This is a genomic window from Piscinibacter gummiphilus (assembly GCF_032681285.1).
Taxonomy (GTDB): domain Bacteria; phylum Pseudomonadota; class Gammaproteobacteria; order Burkholderiales; family Burkholderiaceae_C; genus Rhizobacter; species Rhizobacter gummiphilus_A.
Map to the genome: position 1 here is coordinate 1,193,542 of NZ_CP136336.1, position 21,027 is coordinate 1,214,568.

At 68.2% G+C, this 21,027-nt stretch carries 19 protein-coding genes and 1 tRNA gene; 10 read left to right on the top strand and 10 right to left on the bottom strand.

Annotated elements, in window-relative coordinates; translation table 11 throughout:
- The first annotated feature begins 74 nt into the window (after positions 1–74).
- Genes xdhA through xdhC form a run of 3 tightly spaced genes read left to right on the top strand, consistent with a single transcriptional unit; the run spans position 75 to position 4,775 of the window.
- Positions 75–1,583: a xanthine dehydrogenase small subunit gene (gene xdhA, locus RXV79_RS05765; protein WP_316702515.1), complete on the top strand. Its 1,509-nt coding sequence runs from the start codon at positions 75–77 to the stop codon at positions 1,581–1,583.
- A complete protein-coding gene (xdhB, locus tag RXV79_RS05770; RefSeq protein WP_316702516.1) occupies positions 1,583–3,955 on the top strand; it encodes a xanthine dehydrogenase molybdopterin binding subunit in 2,373 nt (790 codons plus the stop codon). Before xdhA ends, xdhB begins: the two co-directional genes overlap by 1 nt.
- Before the next feature lies 1 nt (position 3,956).
- Positions 3,957–4,775, top strand: a complete 819-nt coding sequence (gene xdhC, locus RXV79_RS05775; protein WP_316702517.1) for a xanthine dehydrogenase accessory protein XdhC — start codon at positions 3,957–3,959, stop codon at positions 4,773–4,775.
- Between the two features lie 9 nt (positions 4,776–4,784).
- Here the strand turns inward: xdhC and RXV79_RS05780 are convergent, their stop codons facing one another.
- The 4 genes from RXV79_RS05780 to ppc form a co-directional block, all read right to left on the bottom strand.
- Positions 4,785–5,615, bottom strand: coding sequence for a helix-turn-helix domain-containing protein (locus tag RXV79_RS05780; protein ID WP_316702518.1), 831 nt, complete (start codon positions 5,613–5,615; stop codon positions 4,785–4,787).
- Entirely contained in the window at positions 5,596–6,231 is a 636-nt protein-coding gene (locus RXV79_RS05785) for a hypothetical protein (protein ID WP_316702519.1), read from the bottom strand. Before RXV79_RS05785 ends, RXV79_RS05780 begins: the two co-directional genes overlap by 20 nt.
- A 215-nt stretch (positions 6,232–6,446) precedes the next feature.
- On the bottom strand, positions 6,447–7,349 hold the full coding sequence (locus tag RXV79_RS05790) for a hypothetical protein (protein ID WP_316702520.1): 903 nt from the start codon (positions 7,347–7,349) through the stop codon (positions 6,447–6,449).
- 244 nt (positions 7,350–7,593) lie between these two features.
- Positions 7,594–10,368 (bottom strand): phosphoenolpyruvate carboxylase, encoded by a 2,775-nt coding sequence (gene ppc, locus RXV79_RS05795; protein WP_316702521.1) that lies wholly within the window; start codon positions 10,366–10,368, stop codon positions 7,594–7,596.
- Positions 10,369–10,488: 120 nt separating this feature from the next.
- Here ppc and hemC point away from each other — a divergent pair, with 120 nt between their 5' ends.
- From hemC to RXV79_RS05825, 6 genes are all read left to right on the top strand, one after another.
- A complete protein-coding gene (gene hemC, locus RXV79_RS05800) occupies positions 10,489–11,430 on the top strand; it encodes a hydroxymethylbilane synthase (protein WP_316702522.1) in 942 nt (313 codons plus the stop codon).
- A gap of 5 nt (positions 11,431–11,435) precedes the next feature.
- The gene (locus RXV79_RS05805; protein WP_316702523.1) at positions 11,436–12,188 is read left to right on the top strand and encodes a uroporphyrinogen-III synthase; all 753 of its coding nucleotides are present in this window, start codon (positions 11,436–11,438) and stop codon (positions 12,186–12,188) included.
- The gene (locus tag RXV79_RS05810; RefSeq protein ID WP_316702524.1) at positions 12,185–13,291 is read left to right on the top strand and encodes a uroporphyrinogen-III C-methyltransferase; all 1,107 of its coding nucleotides are present in this window, start codon (positions 12,185–12,187) and stop codon (positions 13,289–13,291) included. Before RXV79_RS05805 ends, RXV79_RS05810 begins: the two co-directional genes overlap by 4 nt.
- Positions 13,292–13,299: 8 nt before the next feature.
- Positions 13,300–14,544, top strand: a complete 1,245-nt coding sequence (locus RXV79_RS05815; protein WP_316702525.1) for a heme biosynthesis HemY N-terminal domain-containing protein — start codon at positions 13,300–13,302, stop codon at positions 14,542–14,544.
- A gap of 35 nt (positions 14,545–14,579) precedes the next feature.
- Positions 14,580–14,656: transfer RNA gene (locus RXV79_RS05820), tRNA-Arg, on the top strand.
- Between the two features lie 164 nt (positions 14,657–14,820).
- Entirely contained in the window at positions 14,821–15,012 is a 192-nt protein-coding gene (locus RXV79_RS05825; RefSeq protein ID WP_316702526.1) for a hypothetical protein, read from the top strand.
- A gap of 6 nt (positions 15,013–15,018) precedes the next feature.
- Here RXV79_RS05825 and RXV79_RS05830 read toward each other — a convergent pair whose 3' ends face one another.
- From RXV79_RS05830 to RXV79_RS05840, 3 genes are read right to left on the bottom strand one after another with little or no spacing between them, the layout of a single operon-like run.
- Positions 15,019–15,405, bottom strand: a complete 387-nt coding sequence (locus tag RXV79_RS05830) for a SirB2 family protein (RefSeq protein WP_316702527.1) — start codon at positions 15,403–15,405, stop codon at positions 15,019–15,021.
- Between the two features lie 4 nt (positions 15,406–15,409).
- Positions 15,410–16,609, bottom strand: a complete 1,200-nt coding sequence (locus RXV79_RS05835; RefSeq protein WP_316702528.1) for an NnrS family protein — start codon at positions 16,607–16,609, stop codon at positions 15,410–15,412.
- Positions 16,606–17,049, bottom strand: coding sequence for an RrF2 family transcriptional regulator (locus tag RXV79_RS05840; protein WP_316702529.1), 444 nt, complete (start codon positions 17,047–17,049; stop codon positions 16,606–16,608). Before RXV79_RS05840 ends, RXV79_RS05835 begins: the two co-directional genes overlap by 4 nt.
- 147 nt (positions 17,050–17,196) lie before the next feature.
- Between RXV79_RS05840 and greB the strand changes: the two genes are divergently transcribed.
- Positions 17,197–17,766 carry a transcription elongation factor GreB gene (gene greB, locus RXV79_RS05845; RefSeq protein ID WP_316702530.1) on the top strand — a complete coding sequence of 190 codons (570 nt, stop codon included), beginning with the start codon at positions 17,197–17,199 and terminating at the stop codon, positions 17,764–17,766.
- Between the two features lies 1 nt (position 17,767).
- On the opposite strand, the gene RXV79_RS05850 is transcribed toward greB, so the two are convergent.
- The 3 genes from RXV79_RS05850 to gmk form a co-directional block, all read right to left on the bottom strand.
- A complete protein-coding gene (locus RXV79_RS05850; protein WP_316702531.1) occupies positions 17,768–20,047 on the bottom strand; it encodes a RelA/SpoT family protein in 2,280 nt (759 codons plus the stop codon).
- A gap of 96 nt (positions 20,048–20,143) precedes the next feature.
- Positions 20,144–20,347, bottom strand: coding sequence for a DNA-directed RNA polymerase subunit omega (gene rpoZ, locus RXV79_RS05855; RefSeq protein WP_201805499.1), 204 nt, complete (start codon positions 20,345–20,347; stop codon positions 20,144–20,146).
- A gap of 26 nt (positions 20,348–20,373) precedes the next feature.
- On the bottom strand, positions 20,374–20,994 hold the full coding sequence (gene gmk / locus RXV79_RS05860) for a guanylate kinase (RefSeq protein ID WP_316702532.1): 621 nt from the start codon (positions 20,992–20,994) through the stop codon (positions 20,374–20,376).
- Positions 20,995–21,027: the final 33 nt, after the last annotated feature.

Here is a 21,027-nt window from a genome sequence, read left to right on the forward strand (position 1 = left end):
GGCCGGCGGCATGGCGCATGCTATGCATGTTCGACACTGAAAAACCGCGCGCTCTGGCATAAGCTGTCCTCAACATGAACCCGCAACCGATCCGTTTCTACCACCGAGGGGCCGTCGTCGAGGTGAATGGCCCGCACCCCACCCGCTCGGTGCTGGAGTGGCTGCGCGAAGACGCCCGTTGCACCGGCACCAAGGAAGGCTGCAATGAAGGCGACTGCGGCGCGTGCACGGTGGTGGTGGGCGAGCTGGCCGAGTCGGGCGACGGGTTTTCGCTGAAGACGGTGAATGCCTGTCTGCAGTTCCTGCCCACGCTTGACGGCAAGGCGCTGTTCACGGTCGAAGACCTGAAGGGGCCCGAGGGCCTGCACCCCACGCAGCAGGCGATGGTCGAGTGTCACGGCTCGCAATGCGGCTTCTGCACGCCGGGCTTCGTGATGAGCCTGTGGTCGTGCTACGAGCGGCATCGGTCGGCGGCGACGCGGCCCACGCGGCAGGAGCTGGCCGATGAGCTCTCGGGCAACCTGTGCCGCTGCACCGGCTACCGCCCCATCCTCGATGCGGGGCAGCGCATGTTCGAGCTGCCGCCGCGCACGCTCGACACGGCGCCGGTCGTGAAAGTGCTGCAGGGCCTGCAGCGCGCCGATGGCCTGCACTACACCGCCTTCAACCGCCAGATGGGCGGCGGCGAGCGGGTCGACCACTTCCGCGCACCGCGCACGCTCGACGCACTTGCCGGCCTGCGCGAATACCACCCCGATGCGACGCTGCTGGCCGGCGCCACCGACATCGGCCTCTGGGTCAACAAGCAATTCCGCCCGCTCGGCGACATCCTCTACCTCGGCGAGGTGAAGGAGCTGCAGCGCATCGAGGACGTGAACGGTGAACTCGTGATCGGCGCCGGTGTGCCGCTCGAAGCGGCCTGGCAGGCGCTCGCGCAACGCGTGCCCACGCTCACCGAGGTGTGGCTTCGCTTTGCCTCGCCGCCGATCCGCCATGCCGGCACGATGGGCGGTAACGTGGCCAACGGCTCGCCCATCGGCGATTCGGCGCCGGTCCTGATGGCGCTCGATGCGCAACTCGTGCTGCGCAAGGGCACGCGGGTGCGGCGGGTGGCGCTGGCCGACTTCTACGTCGACTACATGAAGAACCAGCTGCACGCGGGCGAACTGGTGCAGGCCATCGCGGTGCCGCTGCCGGCGCTGCAGCGCCAGCTGCGCGCCTACAAGATCAGCAAGCGTTTCGACAGCGACATCTCCGCGATCTGTGCGGGTCTGGCCATCGAATTGAATGGCGACAGGGTGCACGCGGTGCGCATCGCGCTCGGCGGCATGGCGGCGACGGTGAAGCGCGCGGCCGCCGCCGAAGCGGCGCTCACCGGCCAGCCGTGGACGCAGGCGAGCGTGCAGTCGGCCCAGGCCGCGTTGGCGCAGGACTTCAAGCCGCTCACCGACCTGCGCGCGAGTGCCGCGTATCGATTGCAGGTGGCGCAGAACCTGTTGCAGCGCTTCTGGCTCGAAACCCGGGTGAACGATCCACTGCCACCGGCGGCCACCACGGTGTGGGCACGCGTGGAGGCCGTCTGATGAACAAGCCGCTCGACAGCTTTCTGCAAGCACCTTCCGAGGCCCAGGCCCTGCGGGAAGGGCAGCGGGTGGGCATCAGCCGGCCGCACGAGTCGGCACACCTGCACGTGGCGGGTGAGGCGGCCTACATCGACGACCTGCCCGAACTCGCGGGCACGTTGCACGCGGCGCTGGGCCTTTCGCCGGTGGCGCACGGCAGGCTGAACGCCATCGACCTCGACGCGGTGCGCGCCATGCCCGGCGTGGTGGACGTGCTGACCGCGGCCGACATGCCCGGCGGCAACGACTGCGGCCCCATCGTTCACGACGACCCCATCCTTGCCGAGGGCGAACTGCGTTACCTGGGGCAGCCGGTGTTTGCGGTGATCGCCACCAGCCGCGATGCCGCTCGGCGCGCGGCCGGCCGGGCGAAGAGCGTGCTCACGGTGGAGGCGTCGCCGCCGGTGCTGTCGCATCAGGAGGCCCATCGACTCGGCCAGTACGTGCTGCCGCCCATGCACCTTACGCGTGGCGATGCCGCCGCCGCCATCGCTGCGGCGCCGCACCGGCTGACAGGCACGCTCGATGTCGGTGGGCAGGAGCAGTTCTACCTCGAAGGCCAGATCAGCTACGCCATCCCGAAAGAGAACGACGGCATGCTGGTGCACTGCTCCACCCAGCACCCGAGCGAGATGCAGCACGTGGTGGCGCATGTGCTGAAGCTGCAGGCGCACCACGTGCAGGTGGAGTGCCGGCGCATGGGCGGTGGCTTCGGCGGCAAGGAGTCGCAGTCGGCGCTCTTCGCCTGCGTGGCCGCGGTGGCGGCGCGCCGCCTCAAGCGGCCGGTGAAGCTCAGGCTCGACCGCGACGACGACTTCCTCATCACCGGCCGGCGCCACTGCTTCCGGTACGAGTACGAGGTGGGCTACGACGACGAAGGCCGCGTGCTCGGCGCCGAGGTCACGATGGTCTCGCGTGCCGGCCATTCGGCCGACCTGTCGGGCCCGGTGATGACGCGTGCGCTGTGCCACTTCGACAACGCCTACTGGCTGCCCGACGTCGCGATGCACGGCTTCTCGGCCAGGACCAACACGCAGTCGAACACCGCCTTCCGCGGCTTTGGCGGGCCGCAGGGCGCGATCGCGATCGAGAACATCCTCGACACCATCGCACGCAATTTGGGCAAGGATCCGCTCGACGTGCGCACGCTCAACTACTACGGCCCGAGCGACGGTGACGAGCGGGTGATGACACCCTACGGCCAGAAGGTCGAAGACAACATCCTGCAGCCGCTCACGGCACAGCTCGAGGTCACGAGCGACTACCGTGCGCGTCGCAAGGCGGTGGCGGAGTTCAATGCCACGAGCCCGGTGCTCAAGCGCGGCATCGCGTTCACGCCGGTGAAGTTCGGCATCTCGTTCAACGTGGCGCACTTCAACCAGGCGGGGGCGCTGGTGCACGTCTACAACGACGGCTCCATCCTCGTGAACCACGGCGGCACCGAGATGGGCCAGGGGCTCAACACCAAGGTGGCCCAGGTGGTGGCGCACGAGTTGGGTGTGGAGTTCGAGCGGGTGCGCGTGACGGCGACCGACACGCAGAAGGTCGTCAACACCTCGGCGACCGCCGCTTCGACCGGCAGCGACCTCAACGGCAAGGCGGCGCAGGACGCGGCGCGTCAGATCCGCGAGCGGCTCGCGGCATTCGCCGCCGAGCAGGCCGGTGTGGACCCGAGCGAGGTCCGTTTTGCCAACGACAGGGTCTTCATTGGCAAGAAGGCGCCGCACGAAGTCCCGTTCTGCGAACTCGTGACGCAGGCCTACCTCGCGCGCGTGCAGCTCTGGTCCGACGGTCACTACGCGACGCCCGGTCTGCACTGGAGCCGCGAAACGATGCAGGGCAAGCCCTTCTTCTACTTTGCCTACGGCGCCGCCGTGAGCGAAGTGCTGGTGGACACGCTCACCGGCGAATGGAAGCTGCTGCGCGCCGACCTGCTGCACGACGTGGGCCGCTCGCTCAACCCGGCGGTCGACATCGGCCAGGTCGAAGGCGCGTTCATCCAGGGCATGGGCTGGCTCACGATGGAAGAGCTGGTGTGGCACCCGCAGACGGGGCTGCTCGCCACGCATGCGCCGAGCACCTACAAGATCCCCACCGCCAACGATTGCCCGCCGGTGCTCAACGTCAAGCTCTACGAAGGCGACAACCCGGCCGACACCATCCACCGCAGCAAGGCGGTGGGCGAGCCGCCGCTGCTGCTGCCGTTCTCGGTGTTCTTTGCGATCCGCGATGCGATCTCGTCGGTGGGCGGCCACCGGGTCGACCCGCCGTTGTCGGCCCCGGCGACGAGCGAGGCCATCTTGCGCGCGATCCAGGCGGTGCAGGCCGGCTGACATGGATGCGGTGCGCAACACCGCCGAAGCCTGGCTCGCCGCCGGCCAGGGTGCGGTGCTGGTGGAGGTGAGTGACGCGCGTGGCTCGGTGCCCCGCGAGGCCGGCACACGCATGCTGGTGGCGGCCGATGCGGTGAGCGGCACCATCGGCGGCGGGCACCTGGAGTGGCAGGCCATCGCGCGTGCGCGCGAGATGCTGGCGAGCAATGCGCCGCCGCAGTCGATCCACTATCCGCTCGGCCCGTCTCTGGGCCAGTGCTGCGGCGGGGCGGTGACCTTGTCGTTCGAGCGCCTGCAGGCCACTCATCTCGCCGAGTGGCCACGTGAGCCTGCGCGATTTCACCTTCAGCTGTATGGCGCCGGCCACGTGGGCCGGGCGATTGCGCGGCTGCTCGCCACGCTGCCGGTGCAGGTGGACTGGATCGACGAGCGCGACGATGCGTTTCCCCCGACCGTGCACGAAGGCCCGTGGCCCGCGCACGTCCGCCCCCTGGCGGTGGACGCGGTGGAAGGCGAAGTGCGCCATGCCCCGAGCGGCGCCTTCTACCTCGTCCTCACGCACCAGCATGAGCTCGACCTGCGCATCACCGAGGCCATCCTGCGCCGCAACGACTTCGCCTTCTTCGGCCTGATCGGCTCGAAGACGAAGAAGCAGCGTTTCATCCACCGGCTGGAAGAGCGCGGTGTGCCCCATGCGGCCATCGACCGCATGGTGTGCCCGATCGGCCTGCCGGGCGTTGCCGGCAAGGAGCCCGAGCTGATCGCGGTGGCCGTGGTGGCGCAGCTGTTGCGCGAGTCCAGCGGCCGATGGGCCCGCTGAGCCCCAGCGTCAGGCTGCGTGCTCCAGCGTGGGCGGCGCGAGGTTGGTCGGCTGGATCGTGAAGGCCTTCGGGTTGAGGAAGCGGGTGGGTGGCCCGCCGAAGGCCTTGGTCCACACCCGCGACAGGTGGGCCGAATCGGTGAAGCCGGCTTCGTGCGCGGTGGCGGTGAGCGACAAGCCCTGGCCGATGCAGCGCGCGGCCGCATGGATCTTCAGCGACAGCACGTACTGGCGCAGCGACAGCCCCATCTCGTTGGAGAAGAGGTGCGACATGCGGTAGTACGACAGGCAGGCCTTGTCGGCCAGCGCTTCGAGCGGCTGGCGCGGGTTGTGCGCGAGCGAGGCGGTCACGCGATCGATGCGCGGGTCCATCGGGCGCAGCGGCGGCAGCATCTGCGTCACTTCGTCGATGGCGTCTTCGAAGACCCGGCGTGCCTGGGGGATGTCGAGGTGCCCGGCCCAGAGCGCCTGCAGCCGGTCCGTCAGGGCCGGAAACAGGCTGCGCGGCATGGTCACGTAGCCGGGCTCTTCGAGCCGTGTGTAGGCGCGGTACTTCGGGTGCGTGGGGTTGAGACCGATGCTGACGAAGGGCTGCGCGGCCGCGTTCATCGCCTTGGGCACGAAGGGCTTGAGCAGCGCCATCTGCACCCGCTGCGGGCGGCCGGCGACTTCGATGTCGATGCCTTCGTCTCGGATGGCGAAGAGCATGGTGCCGGTGTAGCGCTCGGTGCGCGGTGCGACCATGCCGTCGCACGAGGCCATGAAGCCGTCGACGTAGACGAAGACCTTCGATTGGCGTGGCGCCTGTGCGGGCGTCGTGTCAGGGTTTGGAGCCGACATTGCCGTCCTCCAGCTTGGCCAGGTTCGTGTGCAGGCGGGTGAGCGCGCCGTTGCGGTAGACCTCGAGCGACAGCTCGGTCTGTTGCATCAGCGCGACCATCGAGTTCTCGTCGACCGGGGGCGTGCCCGGTGTGTCGAGCGTGTAGATCACGTCACCCGGCTTGAGGCCCATGCGTTCGTAGCGGCTTTCCGGCAGAACCTCGGCCACCACGAAGCCCGAGGGCGAGCCTTCGGTGAGCAGCACTTCGCTCAGGAAGCTGCGTGCAGTCTGGTGCCGCAGCAGGGTGAGACGGTGCACGTCGATGCCGGCATTGCGGGCGGCGTAGTCGTCGTCATCGTGGGTGTCGGTGCCGAGGCTTGCGGCTGCTTTTGCGGGCTGGCGCTCCGCTTGTGCGTCGTCTTTGTCGGCCGCCATCGCCGTGGGGGGCGGTGCCGGCAGCGGCTGGGCCTTCACGAACGGCGCCTTCGCATCGGCGGTGGTTGCGTTCATGGGCAACCCTTCGTCACTGAGCACGTACCAGGCAAAGCCGCCCACCACGACCGCCAGGCCGGACGCCGTGCGCAGCAGCTTTTGCCAGGCGGGCGTCTTGTGGGTGATGTGGATGAATCCGCTCATACAACAACCTCGATGTGGACCAAGAATGCCGCGTTCGCCCTTGTGTGCCAACGAGGTCAACCCTAGCGTGCAGATTGCTCAAGGGATGTCCGCGTACGAAACGTGTCAGCACGGGCGAGCGGTGTGCCGAAGCACAAAGCCCCACGGGCCCAAGTGGGCCCGCGAGGCTTGCTCTTCAGTGGGCGGCGATCAGGACGTCGCCGCCGCGCCGAACGTCACGGCGTGACGAAGCTCTTGAGCCAGTTGGTGGTGGCCGGCAGCGCCCAGGCGCCGGAGCCGTAGCGGTAGTTGGTGTCCACGGCCAGGATGCCCGTGCACTGCGCGCCGTAGGTGCCCAGGCCCATGAAGCAGTGGTCGGCATACAGGTCGTTGACCTGGTAGTCCTTCACCACGGCCCAGCCGGAACCGTTGGAGCGGAAGCACTCGGTCGGAGACAGGCCCGAGCACTTCAGGCCCGTCACCAGCTCGGCTTGCGAGCGGGCAATCGACTCGGTGCCGCCGACGAACATGTCGCGCTCGCCGTTGATGATGCGCAGGCGGTCGCCCGGCTGGGTGTGCTTGCCGTTGGCCATGCACGACTCGAGGTTGTAGGCCACGGTGTAGGTCGAGCCGGTGCCCTGGCCCATCGAGGCGCGGATGCGGCTGTCGAAGTTGCGCGAGAGCACCGAGATGATCGAGCCCTGGCTCAGGCCGCCGGTGACCACGCCCTTGGAGCAGTCCGCCTTGGCGCGGGCGCACAGCTTGGCGATGGCGCTGTTGGCGTTGGCGCCGTTGAAGATGCACTTGGCGCGCGTGCTGATCGTGGTGCAGGTGCCGAAGCTTCCGTTGTCGTACTCGACGGTCGCAGCCACGAAGCCTTTGGCGGCCATCGCGTCAACGGCGGCCGAGGCCCATGCGCCGTTGTAGGGCTCCCCCGTGCCGCCGATGTGGATGTAGACCGGGTACTTGCCGGAGGCGGTGGGCTCCTTGCCGCTGATGTTGAAGGTGGTGCCGCACGAGGAGGTGCTGCCGCCCTTGTAGGTGGCGGAGAAGCTGGTTTGTGCGAAGGCGGCGGTGGTGAGGGTGGTGACAACCAGCGCAAAACCGGCGCGCAGGATGTGGCGGGTGAGAAGTCTCATGTTTGTCTCCAAGAGGTGTGATGCAACCGGGGTCGATCGGCTTCTTGGCTCCTGAACTGCTGGAGCTGTTTGACTTGCCGTCGCGTCTCTTAAAGTGGACGCGCGTGCATCATTCCTTGGATTTTGAGGCCCTCACTTGTACGGAATTGCTGAATTGCCCTGGGAAAACCTCGGGTGATTTGTGAGGCGAAGGCACTTTGTGAGAATTTTTTACATGCCTGTCCAGAATTACCCGAGCAAGCGTTTACCCGGTATTCCGCAACCCTGCCGCCACCCCGTTGATGGAGATGTGGATGCCGCGCTTCACCCGCTCGATGGCCGGGTCGTCATCTCGCTGCTGGCGATAGCGCCGCATCAGCTCCACCTGCAGGTGATTGAGCGGGTCGAGATACGGGAAGCGATGCTCGATCGAGCGCGCGAGCGACGGGTTCGTGGCCAGCCGCTTCTTCTCCCCGGTGATGAGCGAGAGCGCCTCCGAGGTGGCGCGCCATTCGGCCTCGATCGCCGCGAAGATCTTCTTGCCCAGCCGCCTGTCTTCCACCAACTCGACGTAGCGCGCCGCGATCGCCAGATCCGTCTTCGCCAGCACCATGTCCAGGTTCGACAGCAGCGTGCGGAAAAACGGCCACTGCTTGTGCATGCGCTGCAACAGCAGCAGCCGCTCCCGGCGCTCCTTCGCATTCGAGCCCAGGAACGCATTGATCGCCGAGCCGAAGCCGCACCAGCCCGGCAGCGCCACCCGGCACTGCCCCCAGCTGAAGCTCCAGGGGATCGCCCGCAGGTCCTCGATCGCCCGTGTCGCCTTGCGCGAGGCCGGGCGCGAGCCGATGTTCAGCTCCGCGATCTCGCGGATCGGCGTGGCCGCGAAGAAGTAGTCCGTGAAACCCGGCGTCTCGTACACCAGCTTGCGGTAAGCCGCCATGCTCGCCGTGCTGATCGCATCGGCCGCCTCCAGGAAGGCCTTGGTGGCCGGCTTGGTCGGGTGCAGCAGCGTCGCCTCCAGCGTGGCCGCCACCAGCGTCTCCAGGTTGCGCAACCCGATCTCCGGGTTCGCGTACTTCGAGTTGATCACCTCGCCCTGCTCGGTCAGGCGGATCTGCCCGTTCACCGTGCCCGGCGGCTGCGCCAGGATCGCCTGGAAGCTCGGGCCGCCGCCACGCCCCACCGTGCCCCCGCGACCGTGGAAGAGCCGCAGCACGATGCCATGCGCCGTCTTCAGCTCATCGAAGAGCTTCACCAGCGCCGTCTCCGCCCGGTACAGCTCCCAGTTGCTCGTGAAAAACCCCCCGTCCTTGTTGCTATCGCTGTAGCCCAGCATCACGTCCTGCTCGCGGCCCGAGCGCACCATCATCTGCGCGATGCCCGGCAACGCGTAGTACTCGCGCATGATCGGGCCGGCCCGGCGCAGGTCGCCGATGGTCTCGAAGAGTGGCGAGACGATGAGGTCGCAGCTTGCCGAATCGTCCAGCGTGCCGCGCAAGAGGCCCGCCTCCTTCTGCAGCAGCAGCACCTCCAGCAGGTCGCTCACGTCCTCGGTGTGCGAGATGATGTAGTGGCGCAGCGCCTCGCGCCCATAGGCCTGGCGCATCCGAAGCGCCGCCTCGAAGATCGCCACCTCGCCCTGCGTGTGCTCCGAATACTCCGCCCCGTGCACCCGCAGCGGCCGGGCGTCGTTCAAGAGCCGCACCAGCAGCTCGCGGCGGGCCGGCTCGTTGAGCGCTGAGTAGTCCGCCTCGAGGCGCGCCACGCGCAGCAGCTCGGCCACCACCGCCTCGTGCTTGTCGGAGCTCTGGCGCAGGTCCACGGTCGCCAGGTGGAAGCCGAACACCTGCACCGCACGCATCAGCGGCTTCAGGCGCGGGGCGATCAAGGCCTGCGCATGGTGCGAGCGCAAGGACGCCTCGATCACCTGCAGGTTCTGCAGGAACTCGTCGCTGCTCGCATACGGCGACTGCGGCGCCACCGCGTGGCGCAGCGCCTCGGTGCCGGTGAGTTCGTGCAGCGTGGCCGCCAGGCGGGCGTACATGCCGATCAAGGCACGCCGATAGGGTTCATCCTCGCGGTGTGCGCCCTGGTCGGGCGAGGCGGCGGCCAGCGCCTGCATCTCGGGCGTGACGGGTGAGAGCAGGGCCGAGATCGACAGTTCGGCCCCCAGCTCGTGCACCTCGGTCAGGTAGTAGCGCAGTGCCGTCTCGCTCTGGCGGCGCAGCGCCATCTGCAGCGTCTCGGCCGTCACGTTGGGGTTGCCGTCGCGGTCACCGCCGATCCAGTTGCCCATGCGGAAGAAGGGTGCGATGGGGTGGCCGGGCAGTGCCTCTTCCAGCTCGCGGTACAGGCGCGGGATCTGGCGCAGGAAGGTGCTCTGGTAGTAGCTGAGCGCGTTCTCGATCTCGTCGGCCACGGTGAGCTTGGTGTAGCGCAGCATGCGGGTCTGCCACAGCTGGGTCACACGCGCGCGCAGGAGCGCCTCGTTCTGCTCGAGCTCGCGGGTGGTGGCGAGCTTGTCGCGCTGGCTCACCAGTTCGGCGATGGCCCGCTCGGCGTCGAGGATGCTCTTGCGCTGCACTTCGGTCGGGTGGGCGGTGAGCACGGGGGAGATGAAGGCGTGCTGCAGCGTGCGTGCGATCTCGGTGGCGCGGATGTCGGCATCGGCCAGGCGCGACAGGCTCATGGCGAGCGAGCCTTCCTGCAGGTGGCCGGCGCGCTCGTGGTGCTCGCGGCGGCGCACGTGGTGGCGGTCTTCGGCGATGTTGGCCAGGTGGCTGAAGTAGCTGAAGGCGCGGATGACGCTCACGGTCTGGTCGGCCGAGAGGTTCTTGAGCAGGCGGTCGAGCGCCTTGCCGGCTTGCGCGTCGTGCTTGAGGCGGTAGGCCACCGAGAGACGGCGCACATGCTCGATGAGCTCGAACGCCGGCTTGCCCTCCTGCTCGCGGATCACGTCGCCCAGGATGCGGCCGAGGAGGCGGATGTCGGTGACCAGGGGCAGGTTCTTGTCGTCGTCGGGCCGGGCGCGGGGCATGGGAGCTCTCTGCAAGAGGAGTGGAGGGGTGCGCGCAATGTAAGGGCTGGCGGGTTACCTGCGGGTTACCAACGTGCGCTGCGGGGGCGGGGCTCGAGGGGCCCCTGATAGCATCGCCCGATGTCGCACGTCGCTCCCGCTCCCCTCCTGATCGCCACCCGTGAAAGCCGCCTCGCCCTCTGGCAGGCCGAGCATGTGCAGGCACTGCTGAAGCAACGCTTCGGGCTCGACGTGGGCCTGCTGGGCATGACGACGCGCGGTGACCAGATCCTCGACCGCACGCTCTCGAAGGTTGGCGGCAAGGGCCTTTTCGTGAAGGAGCTGGAAACGGCGCTCGAAGAAGGCCGTGCGCACCTTGCGGTGCATTCGCTCAAGGATGTGCCGATGGACCTGCCCGACGGCTTCGCGCTCGCCGCGGTTCTGGAACGCGAAGACCCGCGCGACGCCCTTGTCTCCAACACCTACGCCTCGCTTGCCGAGCTGCCGCAGGGCGCGAAGGTGGGCACCTCCAGCCTGCGGCGCGTGGTGCTGCTGCGTTCGCTGCGGCCCGACCTCCAGATCGAACCCCTGCGCGGCAATCTCGACACCCGGCTGCGCAAGCTCGACGACGGCCAGTACGACGCCATCGTGCTGGCTGCGGCCGGCCTCAAGCGCCTGGGGCTGGCCAGCCGCATCCGCGCCACCTTCGACACGAGCGAGATGCTGCCGGCCGCGGGCCAGGGCGCGCTCGGCATCGAGGTGCTGGCCGATGCCGGCCCGCTGCGGGCACAACTGGCCGACCTGATCCACCGCCCCACCTGGCTCTCGGTGCATGCGGAGCGCGCGGTCTCGCGCGCCCTTGGCGGCAGCTGCAGCATGCCGCTCGCGGCGCACGCGGTGTGGCACGGCGACACGCTGCACCTCAATGCCGCCTTGGGTCACGGGCAGGAGACGACACGGCCGCTGCTGCGGGTGTCGGTGGAAGCGTCCGTTGCCGATGCAGACGCTGCCAGTGCCCTGGGCGAAGAAGCCGCGGCGCGCCTGCGAGCGCTTGGCGCCGACGGCTATCTCGCGACGCCCTGAACCCCATGCGTGTGCTCGTCACCCGGCCTGCGGCCCAAGCCGACGAGTGGGTGCAGCTGTTGCGTGATGCAGGGTTGCAGGCCGAGGCCCTGCCGCTGATCGAGATCGCACCCAGCGGCGATGCTCGAGCGCTCGCCGAGGCCTGGCAGGGCCTGCATCGCGTGGCCCTGGTCGTCTTCGTGAGCCCCAATGCGGCGACCTGCTTCTTCGATGGCAGACCCGAGGGCGCGGTCTGGCCCGATGCGTTGGTGGCCGCGTCGCCGGGCCCGGGCACGACACGCGTGTTGCGTGCGCTGGGCGTGTCGACGGTGGTCGAGCCAGCGGCCGACTCGCCGCAGTTCGACTCCGAAGCGCTGTGGCTGCAGCTGGCCCAGCGTGACTGGCAAGGCCGCCAGGTGCTGGTCGTGCGCGGTGCGAGCGGCCGTGATTGGCTGGCCGAGCGTCTGCGTGAGCGCGGCGCGGTCCTGCAGTTCGTGGCGGCGTATGGCCGCGCGGTGCCGGCCCTGTCGACCGAAGCGCAGGCGCTGCTGCAGGCCGCACTGGCTGCGCCCGACCAGCACCTGTGGCTCTTCAGCAGTTCGGAGGCCGTCACGAACCTGCAGACGCTCGCACCGCACGCATCGTGGTCGGGCACGACCGCGCTCGCCACGCACCCACGCATCGCACAGACCGCGCGCAGCCTCGGCATCGGGCGCGTGCTCGAAGCCCGTCCCAGCGCAGAGGCCGTGGTGGCCTGCATACAATCGATCGCACTGTGAACGACGTCACGCATACCCCTCTGCCACCTGCGGCCAGCGAGCCTGTCGTGCCCGCGGCGGCGCCGCGCCGCAGCCGCTGGGTGCTGGCGCTCGTGGCACTGCTCGCGTTGGTGGTCGCCGTGAGCCTCGGGCTCGCGTGGTCGGCCCAGCAACGGGTGCGCAAGCTGGAGCAGGAACTCGTGCGCCGCCAGCAAGACAGCCAGACCCAATCGGCCGAAGCCCGCCTGCTCGCCAAGCGCGCCGACGAGACGGCCCGCGAAAGCGCGGCCAAGGTGACGCTGCTCGAAGCGCGCCTGGCCGAGGTGTCGATCCAGCGCACGCAGCTCGAAGACCTGATCCAGTCGCTGTCGCGCTCCCGCGATGAAAACGTGCTGGTCGACATCGACTCCGGCCTGCGCGTGGCGCAGCAGCAGGCCACCATCACCGGCAGTGCCGAGCCGCTGGTCGCGGCGCTCAAGCAGGCCGACGATCGCCTCGCACGGTATGCACAGCCGCGGCTCGAAGGTGTGCGCCGCGCCATCGCCCGCGACATCGACCGCGTGAAGGCGGTGGGCGTGCCCGACATCGCGGCGCTGTCGATCAAGCTCGACGAAGCGATTCGGCTCGTCGACGAACTGCCGCTGCTGTCGCAGGCCGAGCCGCGCAAGGAGACGAGGCCCGCCGCCAGTGCACCCAAGGCCTCGGCGAAGAGCGCATCGGCACCGGCATCTGCACCGGCGGGTTGGACCACCGCCGTGTCCGACCGCTGGCACGGCCTGATGCAGACCTTGTGGGGCGAGACGCGCACGCTGGTGCGTGTGACCCGCATCGACCATCCCGAGGCCATGCTCGTGGCGCCCGAGCAGGCCTTCTTCCTGCGCGAGAACCTCAAGCTTCGCTTGCTCAACGCACGTCTTGCAGTGCTCAGCCGCCAGTTCGACACCGTGCAGACCGACGTGCAAAGCGCCCAGCAGGCGCTCGAGCGCTACTTCGATCGCAGCTCGCGCCGGACCGGCGTGGCCGGCGACCTGCTCAAGCAGGTGGCGGCCGGCTCGCGCCAGGTGGGGCTGCCGCGGCCCGATGACACGCTGGCCGCATTGGCAGCCGCTACCGCGGGGCGTTGACCGTCTTCATGCGCGCGGTCGTCTGGTTCATCCTGCTCTTCGTGGTCGCCGTCGTGGCGGCTGCCACCTTCGGCGCCAACGATGGGCTGGTGTCGCTCTACTGGGGCGGCTGGCGCATGGACGTGTCGATGAATCTCTTCCTGCTGGCGTTGCTGCTCACCTGCCTGGCGCTGGTGACCATCTTCCAGGCGGTGAACGCACTCGTGGGCCTGCCGCGCAAGGCGCATGAGTGGCGCGTGGCGCGCCGCGACCGCACGGCGCAGGCTGCGTTGCGCGATGCGCTCGCGCAGTTCTTCGGCGGCCGCTACAGCCGCGCCCAGAAGGCGGCGCAGCGCGCCCTGCTGATCCAGGCCGAGACACCCGACCTCGCACAAGACAACGAGTTCACCGTGCTCGGTCACCTGCTGGCAGCCGGCAGTGCCCACAAGTTGCAAGACCGCGTGCGCCGCGACGAAGAACTCGAAAAGGCGCTCGAACTCAGCAGCCGCAGCAGCGCTGCCCGCTCGGCCGAAGAAGGCGCGCGGTTGCTCGCTGCCGAGTGGGCACTCGACGACCGCGATGCAGCGCGCGCGCTGAGCCTGCTCTCGGTCCTGCCCCCCGGCGTGGCGCGCCGCACCCACGCATTGCGTCTCAAGCTGCAAGCGTGTCGCCTCGCGCAGCAGCCGCACGAGGCACTGAAGACGGCGCGCCTCTTGGCCAAGCATCAAGCCTTCTCCAAGGTGGCAGCGCAAGGTCTCTTGCGCTCCCTGGCCTTCGAATCGCTCGATGGCGCGCGCGATGCCGACCAGGTGCGCCGCACTTGGTTCGCCCTCGACGCGGCCGACCGCCGCGACCCGCTGGTCGTGGCGCGGGCCGCCGAGCGCATGGCGGCGTTCGGTGCGCAAGCCGAAGGTCGCGCATGGCTGCGGCCCTTCTGGGATCGGCTGGCCGACTTCACCGAAGACGACCGTGTCGCCCTCGCCGACGGCCTCGTCGCCTGCATGGACGGTCTGGCACCCGACTGGCTCGCCCGCCTGGAGGCTGCGGCGCTGGCCCACCCCCGAGAAGCGGCCGTGGCCTATGCGGTGGGCTGCGCGCTGGCTGAGCGCGAGTTGTGGGGCAAGGCGCGTCTGCTGCTGGAGCAAGCCGCCTTGGCGCCTGGGCTGCACAAGGCCTCGCGCCGCCGCGCCTGGCTGCTGCTGGCGAAGCTGGCCGATCAGCAGTCCGATGTCGAACGCGCAGCTTCTTGTTATCGCGAGGCAGCCGCTTTGTAGACGGCCTCGAAGTTGGTGTTATAGTTCAAGGCTTCGCGGCTGTAGCTCAGTTGGATAGAGTACTTGGCTACGAACCAAGGGGTCGTGGGTTCGAATCCTGCCAGCCGCGCCAGAACAATCGTTCTAGACCAACGCCTTAGAGGTTAGCGCCTCTAGGGCGTTTGTCTTTGTGCTCCGCTCCGCCACGTCGCGCCAGAGACACCGATTTCCGTGGTTCACGATCGGCCAAGTCTCTGCGAACATCGCACACTGCGATCCACCGACCAGCGCTGCGACATGCACTCCTTGATCCGCTTCCTCGCCATCGCGTTGCCCTGGCTGTTCTTCCTCGTGGGAATGGACGTGTTGCTGGACACGCGCAGCTCGGGTGAATTCGTGTTCGTGCCGAATCGGCTCTTCTACCTGCTGCTGCCGGTGTACGCCGGTGTCGTGGTCGCCGTCTTTCGGTTCACCCGCAAGCAAGACTGAGCCCACTCAGCTCGCGACGAAGGGAAGTGGGTTCTTGGTGACCGCCACCGAGACGATGTAGGCGAGCGTCGCAAACGCCGCAAGCATCGCCATCGACCGCTGTGGCGCAGGCCGCGATGGCTTCAATGCCACCATGCCGAGGCCGATGTAGACCAGGAGCGCCACGATCTTGGCGGCCAGCCAAGCCGTCGTGAGCGGGTTGAGGTGCAACCACACCGCCAAGGTGACTGCGCTTGCGAGTAGCACGGTGTCGATCACATGCGGCAGCGTCTTCGCCGCGCGGCCTTTGACCCATCGTGCCCCCATCAGCGACGCGAAGGCGCGCAGCACAAAGCCGCCGATCGAGAGCACCACCGCGCTCTGGTGGATCAGCTTGACGGTTGCGTAATCCACGCGGTCAGCCGGGTTGCCCATCGAGCCGCGGGCGGCTCAGCACCGGCCAGTAGCGCAGGGCATAGAGGCCGAACCCGGCCGACCAGAAGACAGCGGACAGCACGATGGCGGGCAGTGTCCATGCCGGCCAGGCCAGGGGCAGGAAGACGCGCACGAGCGCTGCGCAGGCCACGAGCAGGTAGGCGCTGGTGTCGGCGCCATCTGCCTTCAACGGCCGCGCCGTGTGGCCCCGTGCGGTGCGGGTCATCATGCCGATCACGAGGCCGCCGATCGCACCCACCGTCAGTGCGTGGGTGGCCATCGACGCGGGCACCCAGCCGAGTGCTGCGGCCGCCCGAAGGATGAGGTGCAGCACGATCCACGCATAACCCAGATGCAGCACCCACACCAGCGGCTTACGAAGGGTGGCCCTGGGTTGCCACAGCACGAGGCGCGTGCCGTTCGCCAGTGCGGCCAGCGCCGCGATCAGCGCCATCGCGGCCGCCGGCAAAGGCAGCAGATCGGCGACGAGCAGCACCAGCACGCTGCCGAGGGCCAACTTCTCCACCCCGGGGTGGCGCTTGGCATTGGCGTTGGGCACGCCGTTGTTGGTGAACATCGGGATGACCCGCCCGCCCATCACCGTCATGATGAAGAGCACCACGTCGAGCGCGAGTTGCACCCCGAGCCATCCCGGCAGGTCGAGTGCGCCGAGCTGTGACAGGTGCAAGATGAGATTGGCCAGCCCCATCAGCATGAGCAGGCCGACGAAGAAGTAGTTGCGTTGGTTGCGTGAGCGCCAGAACGGAATCGCGAGCCCCGCTGCGGCCGCCAGCGGAAAGGCCGCGTTGACGAGGGCCGAGGCCAGGCCCCACGGCGACAGCACCAGCACACGCCCCGCGAGCCACAGCGCAGCCAGGGCCATCAAGGTGCGGCCAGTGGGTGTGGGCCGACCCGACCAGTTGCGCCCGGCGGTGAACAGGAAACCGACCACCACGGCCAGCGTGAAGCCGAACACCATCTCATGCGCATGCCACAGCGGCCCGGCGAGATAGGGCCGCGGCAACCAGCCGGTGAACTGCAGCGACCACAGCAGGATCGACAGCGCCGCGAAGCCGCTCGCCAGGAGGTAGAACGGGCGAAAGCCCAGGGCCCACAGCGCGAAGCCGCGCGGCGCGGCACCCGGGCGAGGGGGCTCATCGAGCTGCAGCAGGACCGCCGTCACGGCGCCGCCTGCAGAAACAGCACCCGCGAGAGCGCATGGCGGTTGCGGGCGATGTCGGCGAGCGTGCAGCCATCGAGAACCCGATAGAAGGCGTCGACCGCCTCCTGCAGCACGCCGCGCAACTGGCACAGGTGCTCGATGCGGCAGCGGCGTTCGGTGGGGCCGAAACATTCCGCCGGGGTGTCGATGCCTTCCGTGCGGCGCACGACCTCACCCACGACGATCTGCTCCGGCGGCTGTGCGAGGCTGAAGCCGCCGCCCTTGCCACGCACGGTGTTCAGCCAACCTTGCTTGCCGAGAAAGTGCACGACCTTGGTCAAGTGGTTCTCCGAGATCTCGAAGCAGTTCGCGATCTCGGTCACGGTGGCGCGTCGGCCGGGCTGCGCCGCAAGGTAGATCAGCACGCGCAGGCTGTAGTCGGTGAAGCTGGTGAGTTTCATGCGGAACTGGGCACGCACCACGAAGATGCATTCGAGATGCACCTATCGTAGGGAGCGGGTGTCATGCGGCGCTTGATCCAGGTCAAGCGCCGCCCGGCGGCTACCCGCATCGACGGGTCGAATCGGTGAATCCAAGACAATGCACCCATGAACAAGGCTTTCACCAAGGAGCCGGAAGGCGACGACGACGATGACGACAGCCCCGGCCTGCCGCCATTGCCGGCCGGCACGAAAAACTACGTCACGCCCGAGGGCTACAAGCGGCTGCGCGAAGAGCTGATGACCTTGCTCGACGTGGAGCGGCCGAAGGTGGTCGAGGTGGTGTCGTGGGCCGCAAAGAACGGCGACCGCTCGGAGAACGGCGATTACCTCTACGGCAAGAAGCGCCTGCGCGAGATCGACCGCCGCATCCGCTTCCTCACCAAGCGGCTCGACATCGCCGAGGTGGCCGACCCGTCCGCCCACTTCGGCAACGACCAGATCTTCTTCGGCGCGACGGTGACCTACGCCAACGCAGACGGCGACGAGCGCACCATCACCATCAAGGGCATCGACGAGACCGACAACCTGAAAGGCGAGGTGAGCTGGATTTCGCCGATCGCGCGCGCCCTGCTGAAGGCGAGGGTGGGTGACGAGGTGTCGCTCGTCACGCCGGGTGGGCTGGAGAAGCTGGAAGTGGTGGACGTCGTGTACCCGAAGCCCGAGCCCAAGGCATGACTCAGGGCTTCAGCCGCAACACCTTCAGCACCGCCGGCGCGCGGCGCAGCGTGCGCATCACGTCGGCCAGGTGCTGGCGGTCGCGCACGCTGATGAGCAGGCGCAGCTCGGTGGTCTCGGCGGCGGCTTCGTCGTCCATGTCGATGTGGGAGATGTCGGCCTCGACCGAACTGACCGCCTGCGCCACCTGGGCCAGCACGCCCTTGCCGTTCTTCAGCAGGATGGTGATGCTGGTCTCGAAGGAGCGCACCGGCTCCTCGGCCCAGTCGACGGTGATCCAACGTTCGCTGTCGCGCTCGAAGAGGCGCTTGCCGACGCTGCACTCGGCGGTGTGCACCAAAAGGCCTTCGCCGCGGCCCAGGTAGCCGACGATGTCGTCGCCCGGGATGGGGCGGCAGCAGGTCGCCATCTGCACCGAGGCACCTTCGCTGCCGTCGATCACCACCAGGCCCTGGCTCGGTGTGAGGTCGTCTTGGGCGGCGTAGCGGCCCATCGTCAGCGTGAGCGCGTCGGGCTTGGCGCCACGCTCCAGCATCAGCTGCGACAGGCGCTTGGCCACGATGATCGCGATCTTGCGGCCGAGGCCGATGTCGGTGAGCAGGTCGGCGCGGTTGCGGTTGCCGCTCCAGCGCGTGAGTGCCTGCCACAACGCGGACGCAGCGGCGTCGTTGGGGTCGGTGTCGGGCAGGGTCATGCCCTCGGCACGCAGGGCTTGCGCGAGCAGCTTCTCGCCTAGCTGCTGCGACTCCTCCTGCTCCATGTTCTTCAGGTAGTGGCGGATCTTCGAGCGCGCACGGCCGGTGCGCACGAAGTTCAGCCAGCCCGGGTTCGGCCGGGCGCCCGGCGCGGTGACGATCTCGACCACGTCGCCACTGCGCAGCTCGGTGCGCAAGGCCACCGGGTCGCCGTTGACCTTGGCGGCCACGCAATGGTCACCCACGTCGGAGTGGATGGCGTAGGCGAAGTCGACCGGCGTCGCACCACGCGGCAGCGCCATGATCTTCGACTTGGGCGTGAACACGTAGACCGCATCGGGGAAGAGGTCGATCTTCACGTGCTCGAGGAACTCGCTCGCGTCGCGCGTCTCGTCCTGGATGTCGACCAGCGACTGCAGCCAAAGCGCGCCCAGGCGCTGCGCGTCCTGCGGCTGGGCCGAGCCGCCGATCTTGTACATCCAGTGCGCGGCAATGCCCTTTTCGGCCACGGCGTGCATCGGCTCGGTGCGGATCTGGAACTCCACCGCCGTGCCCAGCGGGCTCACCAGTGTGGTGTGCAGCGACTGGTAGCCGTTGGCCTTGGGGATCGCGATGTAGTCCTTGAAGCGGCCGGGCAGCGGCTTGTAGAGCTGGTGCAGCACGCCGAGCGCGAGGTAACACTCGGGCAGGGTGCTGACGACGATGCGGAAGCCGAAGATGTCGTTCACCTGCGCGAAGGTCAGGTGCTTCTCGCGCATCTTGGCGTAGATGGAAAAGAGCGTCTTCTCGCGGCCGTACACCTGCACCTTCTGCTTGGCGTCGCCGAAGGCCTTCTCCACTTCCTTCTGGATGCGCTCGACGATGTCGCGCCGGTAGCCGCGCGCGCGGTTGATGGCCTTCGACAGCGCCGCGTGGCGCCAGGGGCGCAGGTACTGGAACGACAGCTCCTGCAGCTCGCGGTAGGTCTGGTTCAGACCCAGGCGGTGGGCGATGGGGGCGAAGATGTCGAGCGTTTCGCGCGCGATGCGCACACGCTTGGTGGCAGCCATCGCCTCCATCGTGCGCATGTTGTGCAGGCGGTCAGCGAGCTTGATGAGGATCACGCGCACATCGCGCGCCATCGCCAGCAGCATCTTGCGGAAGGACTCCGCCTGTGACTCTTCCTTGGTCGAGAACTGGATCTTGTCCAGCTTCGTGAGGCCGTCGACCAGGTCGGCGGTGGCGCCGCCGAAGCGCTCGATCAGCTCGACCTTGGTGACGCCGCAGTCTTCCATCGCGTCGTGCATGAGCGCGGCCATGATGGCCTGCGCATCGAGCTTCCAGTCGGCGCATAGGCCGGCCACGGCGATGGGGTGGGTGATGTAGGGCTCGCCGCTCGCCCGGAACTGGCCCAGGTGGGCTTCGTCGGCGAAACGATAGGCCTCGCGCACCCGCTTGATGTCGGCGGCATCGAGGTAGTCGAGCTTCTTGACCAGCGTGGCGAAGGAGGCCGCAGCGGCATCGCTCACCGTGGGCGGCGGCGCTTCGCGCGCACGCCGACCCACGCCGGTGGCGGCGTCGCGGATCCAGGTGATGGGGCTGGCCATGCCCCGAATTTATCGCGGATTGCCGGGCGTCGCCCCGGGCGGCACAAATGGAAACGGCCCCGAAGGGCCGTTGTCTTCAAAGCTGCCGAATCTGACTCAGACCGGCACCTTGCGCAGCATCTCGACGCCCACCTCGCCTGCGGCGATTTCGCGCAGGGCGGTCACGCCGGGCTTGTTCTTCGTCTCGATCTTGGGGGCGTGACCCTGGCTCAGCATGCGGGCGCGGTAGGTCGCGGCGAGCACCAGCTGGAAGCGGTTGGGGATCTTGGTCAGGCAGTCTTCGACGGTGATGCGGGCCATGCGGTACTCCGTGGGTCTAGCGGGGGTCAATCGAGGTTCAGCGCGGCAAAGACAGAGGGTTTGCTTCGACGCAAGGCAGCGTATTTGAGGCGCTGCGAGTGGACGATGGCTTTCAGGTCGAAAAGCGCCGTCTCGAAAAGAGCGTTGATTATAACGAAGTCGAAATGCCGGGCCTGGGCCACCTCGATGCGTGCGTTCTTCAGGCGCTCGGCGATGACCTCGGGGTGGTCTTCGCCGCGGCGTGTCAGGCGTTGGGCCAGTTCGTCCCAGCTGGGGGGCAGGATGAAGATCAGCACCGCGTTCGGGAAGATCTGCTTGATCTGCAGGGCGCCCTGGTAGTCGATCTCCAGGATCACATCCTCGCCGCCGGCAATGCGCTTCTCGACCTCGGCGCGCGACGTGCCGTAGCGGTTGCCGTGCACCTCGGCATGCTCGAGAAAGTCTCCTCGGGAGATCTTTTCGCGGAATGTCGCGTCGTCGATGAAGTAGTACTCGCGGCCTTCCTGTTCCTGCCCGCGTGGAGCGCGGGTCGTGTGGGAGATCGACACGACGAGGTGTGAATCCAGCTCCAGTAGCGCCTTGACCAGGCTCGATTTGCCGGCGCCGCTGGGCGCCGCCACCACGAAGAGATTGCCGGGATAGTCCATCCCGGAATTTTGCCTGCGAAGTCGGTCGACCGG

Bases quoted from the DNA above. Each gene is read 5' to 3' on its own strand.
- greB (WP_316702530.1), top strand. From the start codon at position 17,197: ATGAACAAGGCTTTCACCAAGGAGCCGGAAGGCGACGACGACGATGAC.
- RXV79_RS05805 (WP_316702523.1), top strand. From the start codon at position 11,436: ATGCGTGTGCTCGTCACCCGGCCTGCGGCCCAAGCCGACGAGTGGGTG.
- RXV79_RS05840 (WP_316702529.1), bottom strand. From the start codon at position 17,049: ATGAAACTCACCAGCTTCACCGACTACAGCCTGCGCGTGCTGATCTAC.
- xdhA (WP_316702515.1), top strand. From the start codon at position 75: ATGAACCCGCAACCGATCCGTTTCTACCACCGAGGGGCCGTCGTCGAG.
- RXV79_RS05825 (WP_316702526.1), top strand. From the start codon at position 14,821: ATGCACTCCTTGATCCGCTTCCTCGCCATCGCGTTGCCCTGGCTGTTC.
- RXV79_RS05790 (WP_316702520.1), bottom strand. From the start codon at position 7,349: ATGAGACTTCTCACCCGCCACATCCTGCGCGCCGGTTTTGCGCTGGTT.
- RXV79_RS05815 (WP_316702525.1), top strand. From the start codon at position 13,300: ATGCGCGCGGTCGTCTGGTTCATCCTGCTCTTCGTGGTCGCCGTCGTG.
- xdhC (WP_316702517.1), top strand. From the start codon at position 3,957: ATGGATGCGGTGCGCAACACCGCCGAAGCCTGGCTCGCCGCCGGCCAG.
- xdhB (WP_316702516.1), top strand. From the start codon at position 1,583: ATGAACAAGCCGCTCGACAGCTTTCTGCAAGCACCTTCCGAGGCCCAG.
- hemC (WP_316702522.1), top strand. From the start codon at position 10,489: ATGTCGCACGTCGCTCCCGCTCCCCTCCTGATCGCCACCCGTGAAAGC.
- RXV79_RS05785 (WP_316702519.1), bottom strand. From the start codon at position 6,231: ATGAGCGGATTCATCCACATCACCCACAAGACGCCCGCCTGGCAAAAG.
- gmk (WP_316702532.1), bottom strand. From the start codon at position 20,994: ATGGACTATCCCGGCAATCTCTTCGTGGTGGCGGCGCCCAGCGGCGCC.
- ppc (WP_316702521.1), bottom strand. From the start codon at position 10,368: ATGCCCCGCGCCCGGCCCGACGACGACAAGAACCTGCCCCTGGTCACC.
- RXV79_RS05850 (WP_316702531.1), bottom strand. From the start codon at position 20,047: ATGGCCAGCCCCATCACCTGGATCCGCGACGCCGCCACCGGCGTGGGT.
- rpoZ (WP_201805499.1), bottom strand. From the start codon at position 20,347: ATGGCCCGCATCACCGTCGAAGACTGCCTGACCAAGATCCCCAACCGC.
- RXV79_RS05780 (WP_316702518.1), bottom strand. From the start codon at position 5,615: ATGTCGGCTCCAAACCCTGACACGACGCCCGCACAGGCGCCACGCCAA.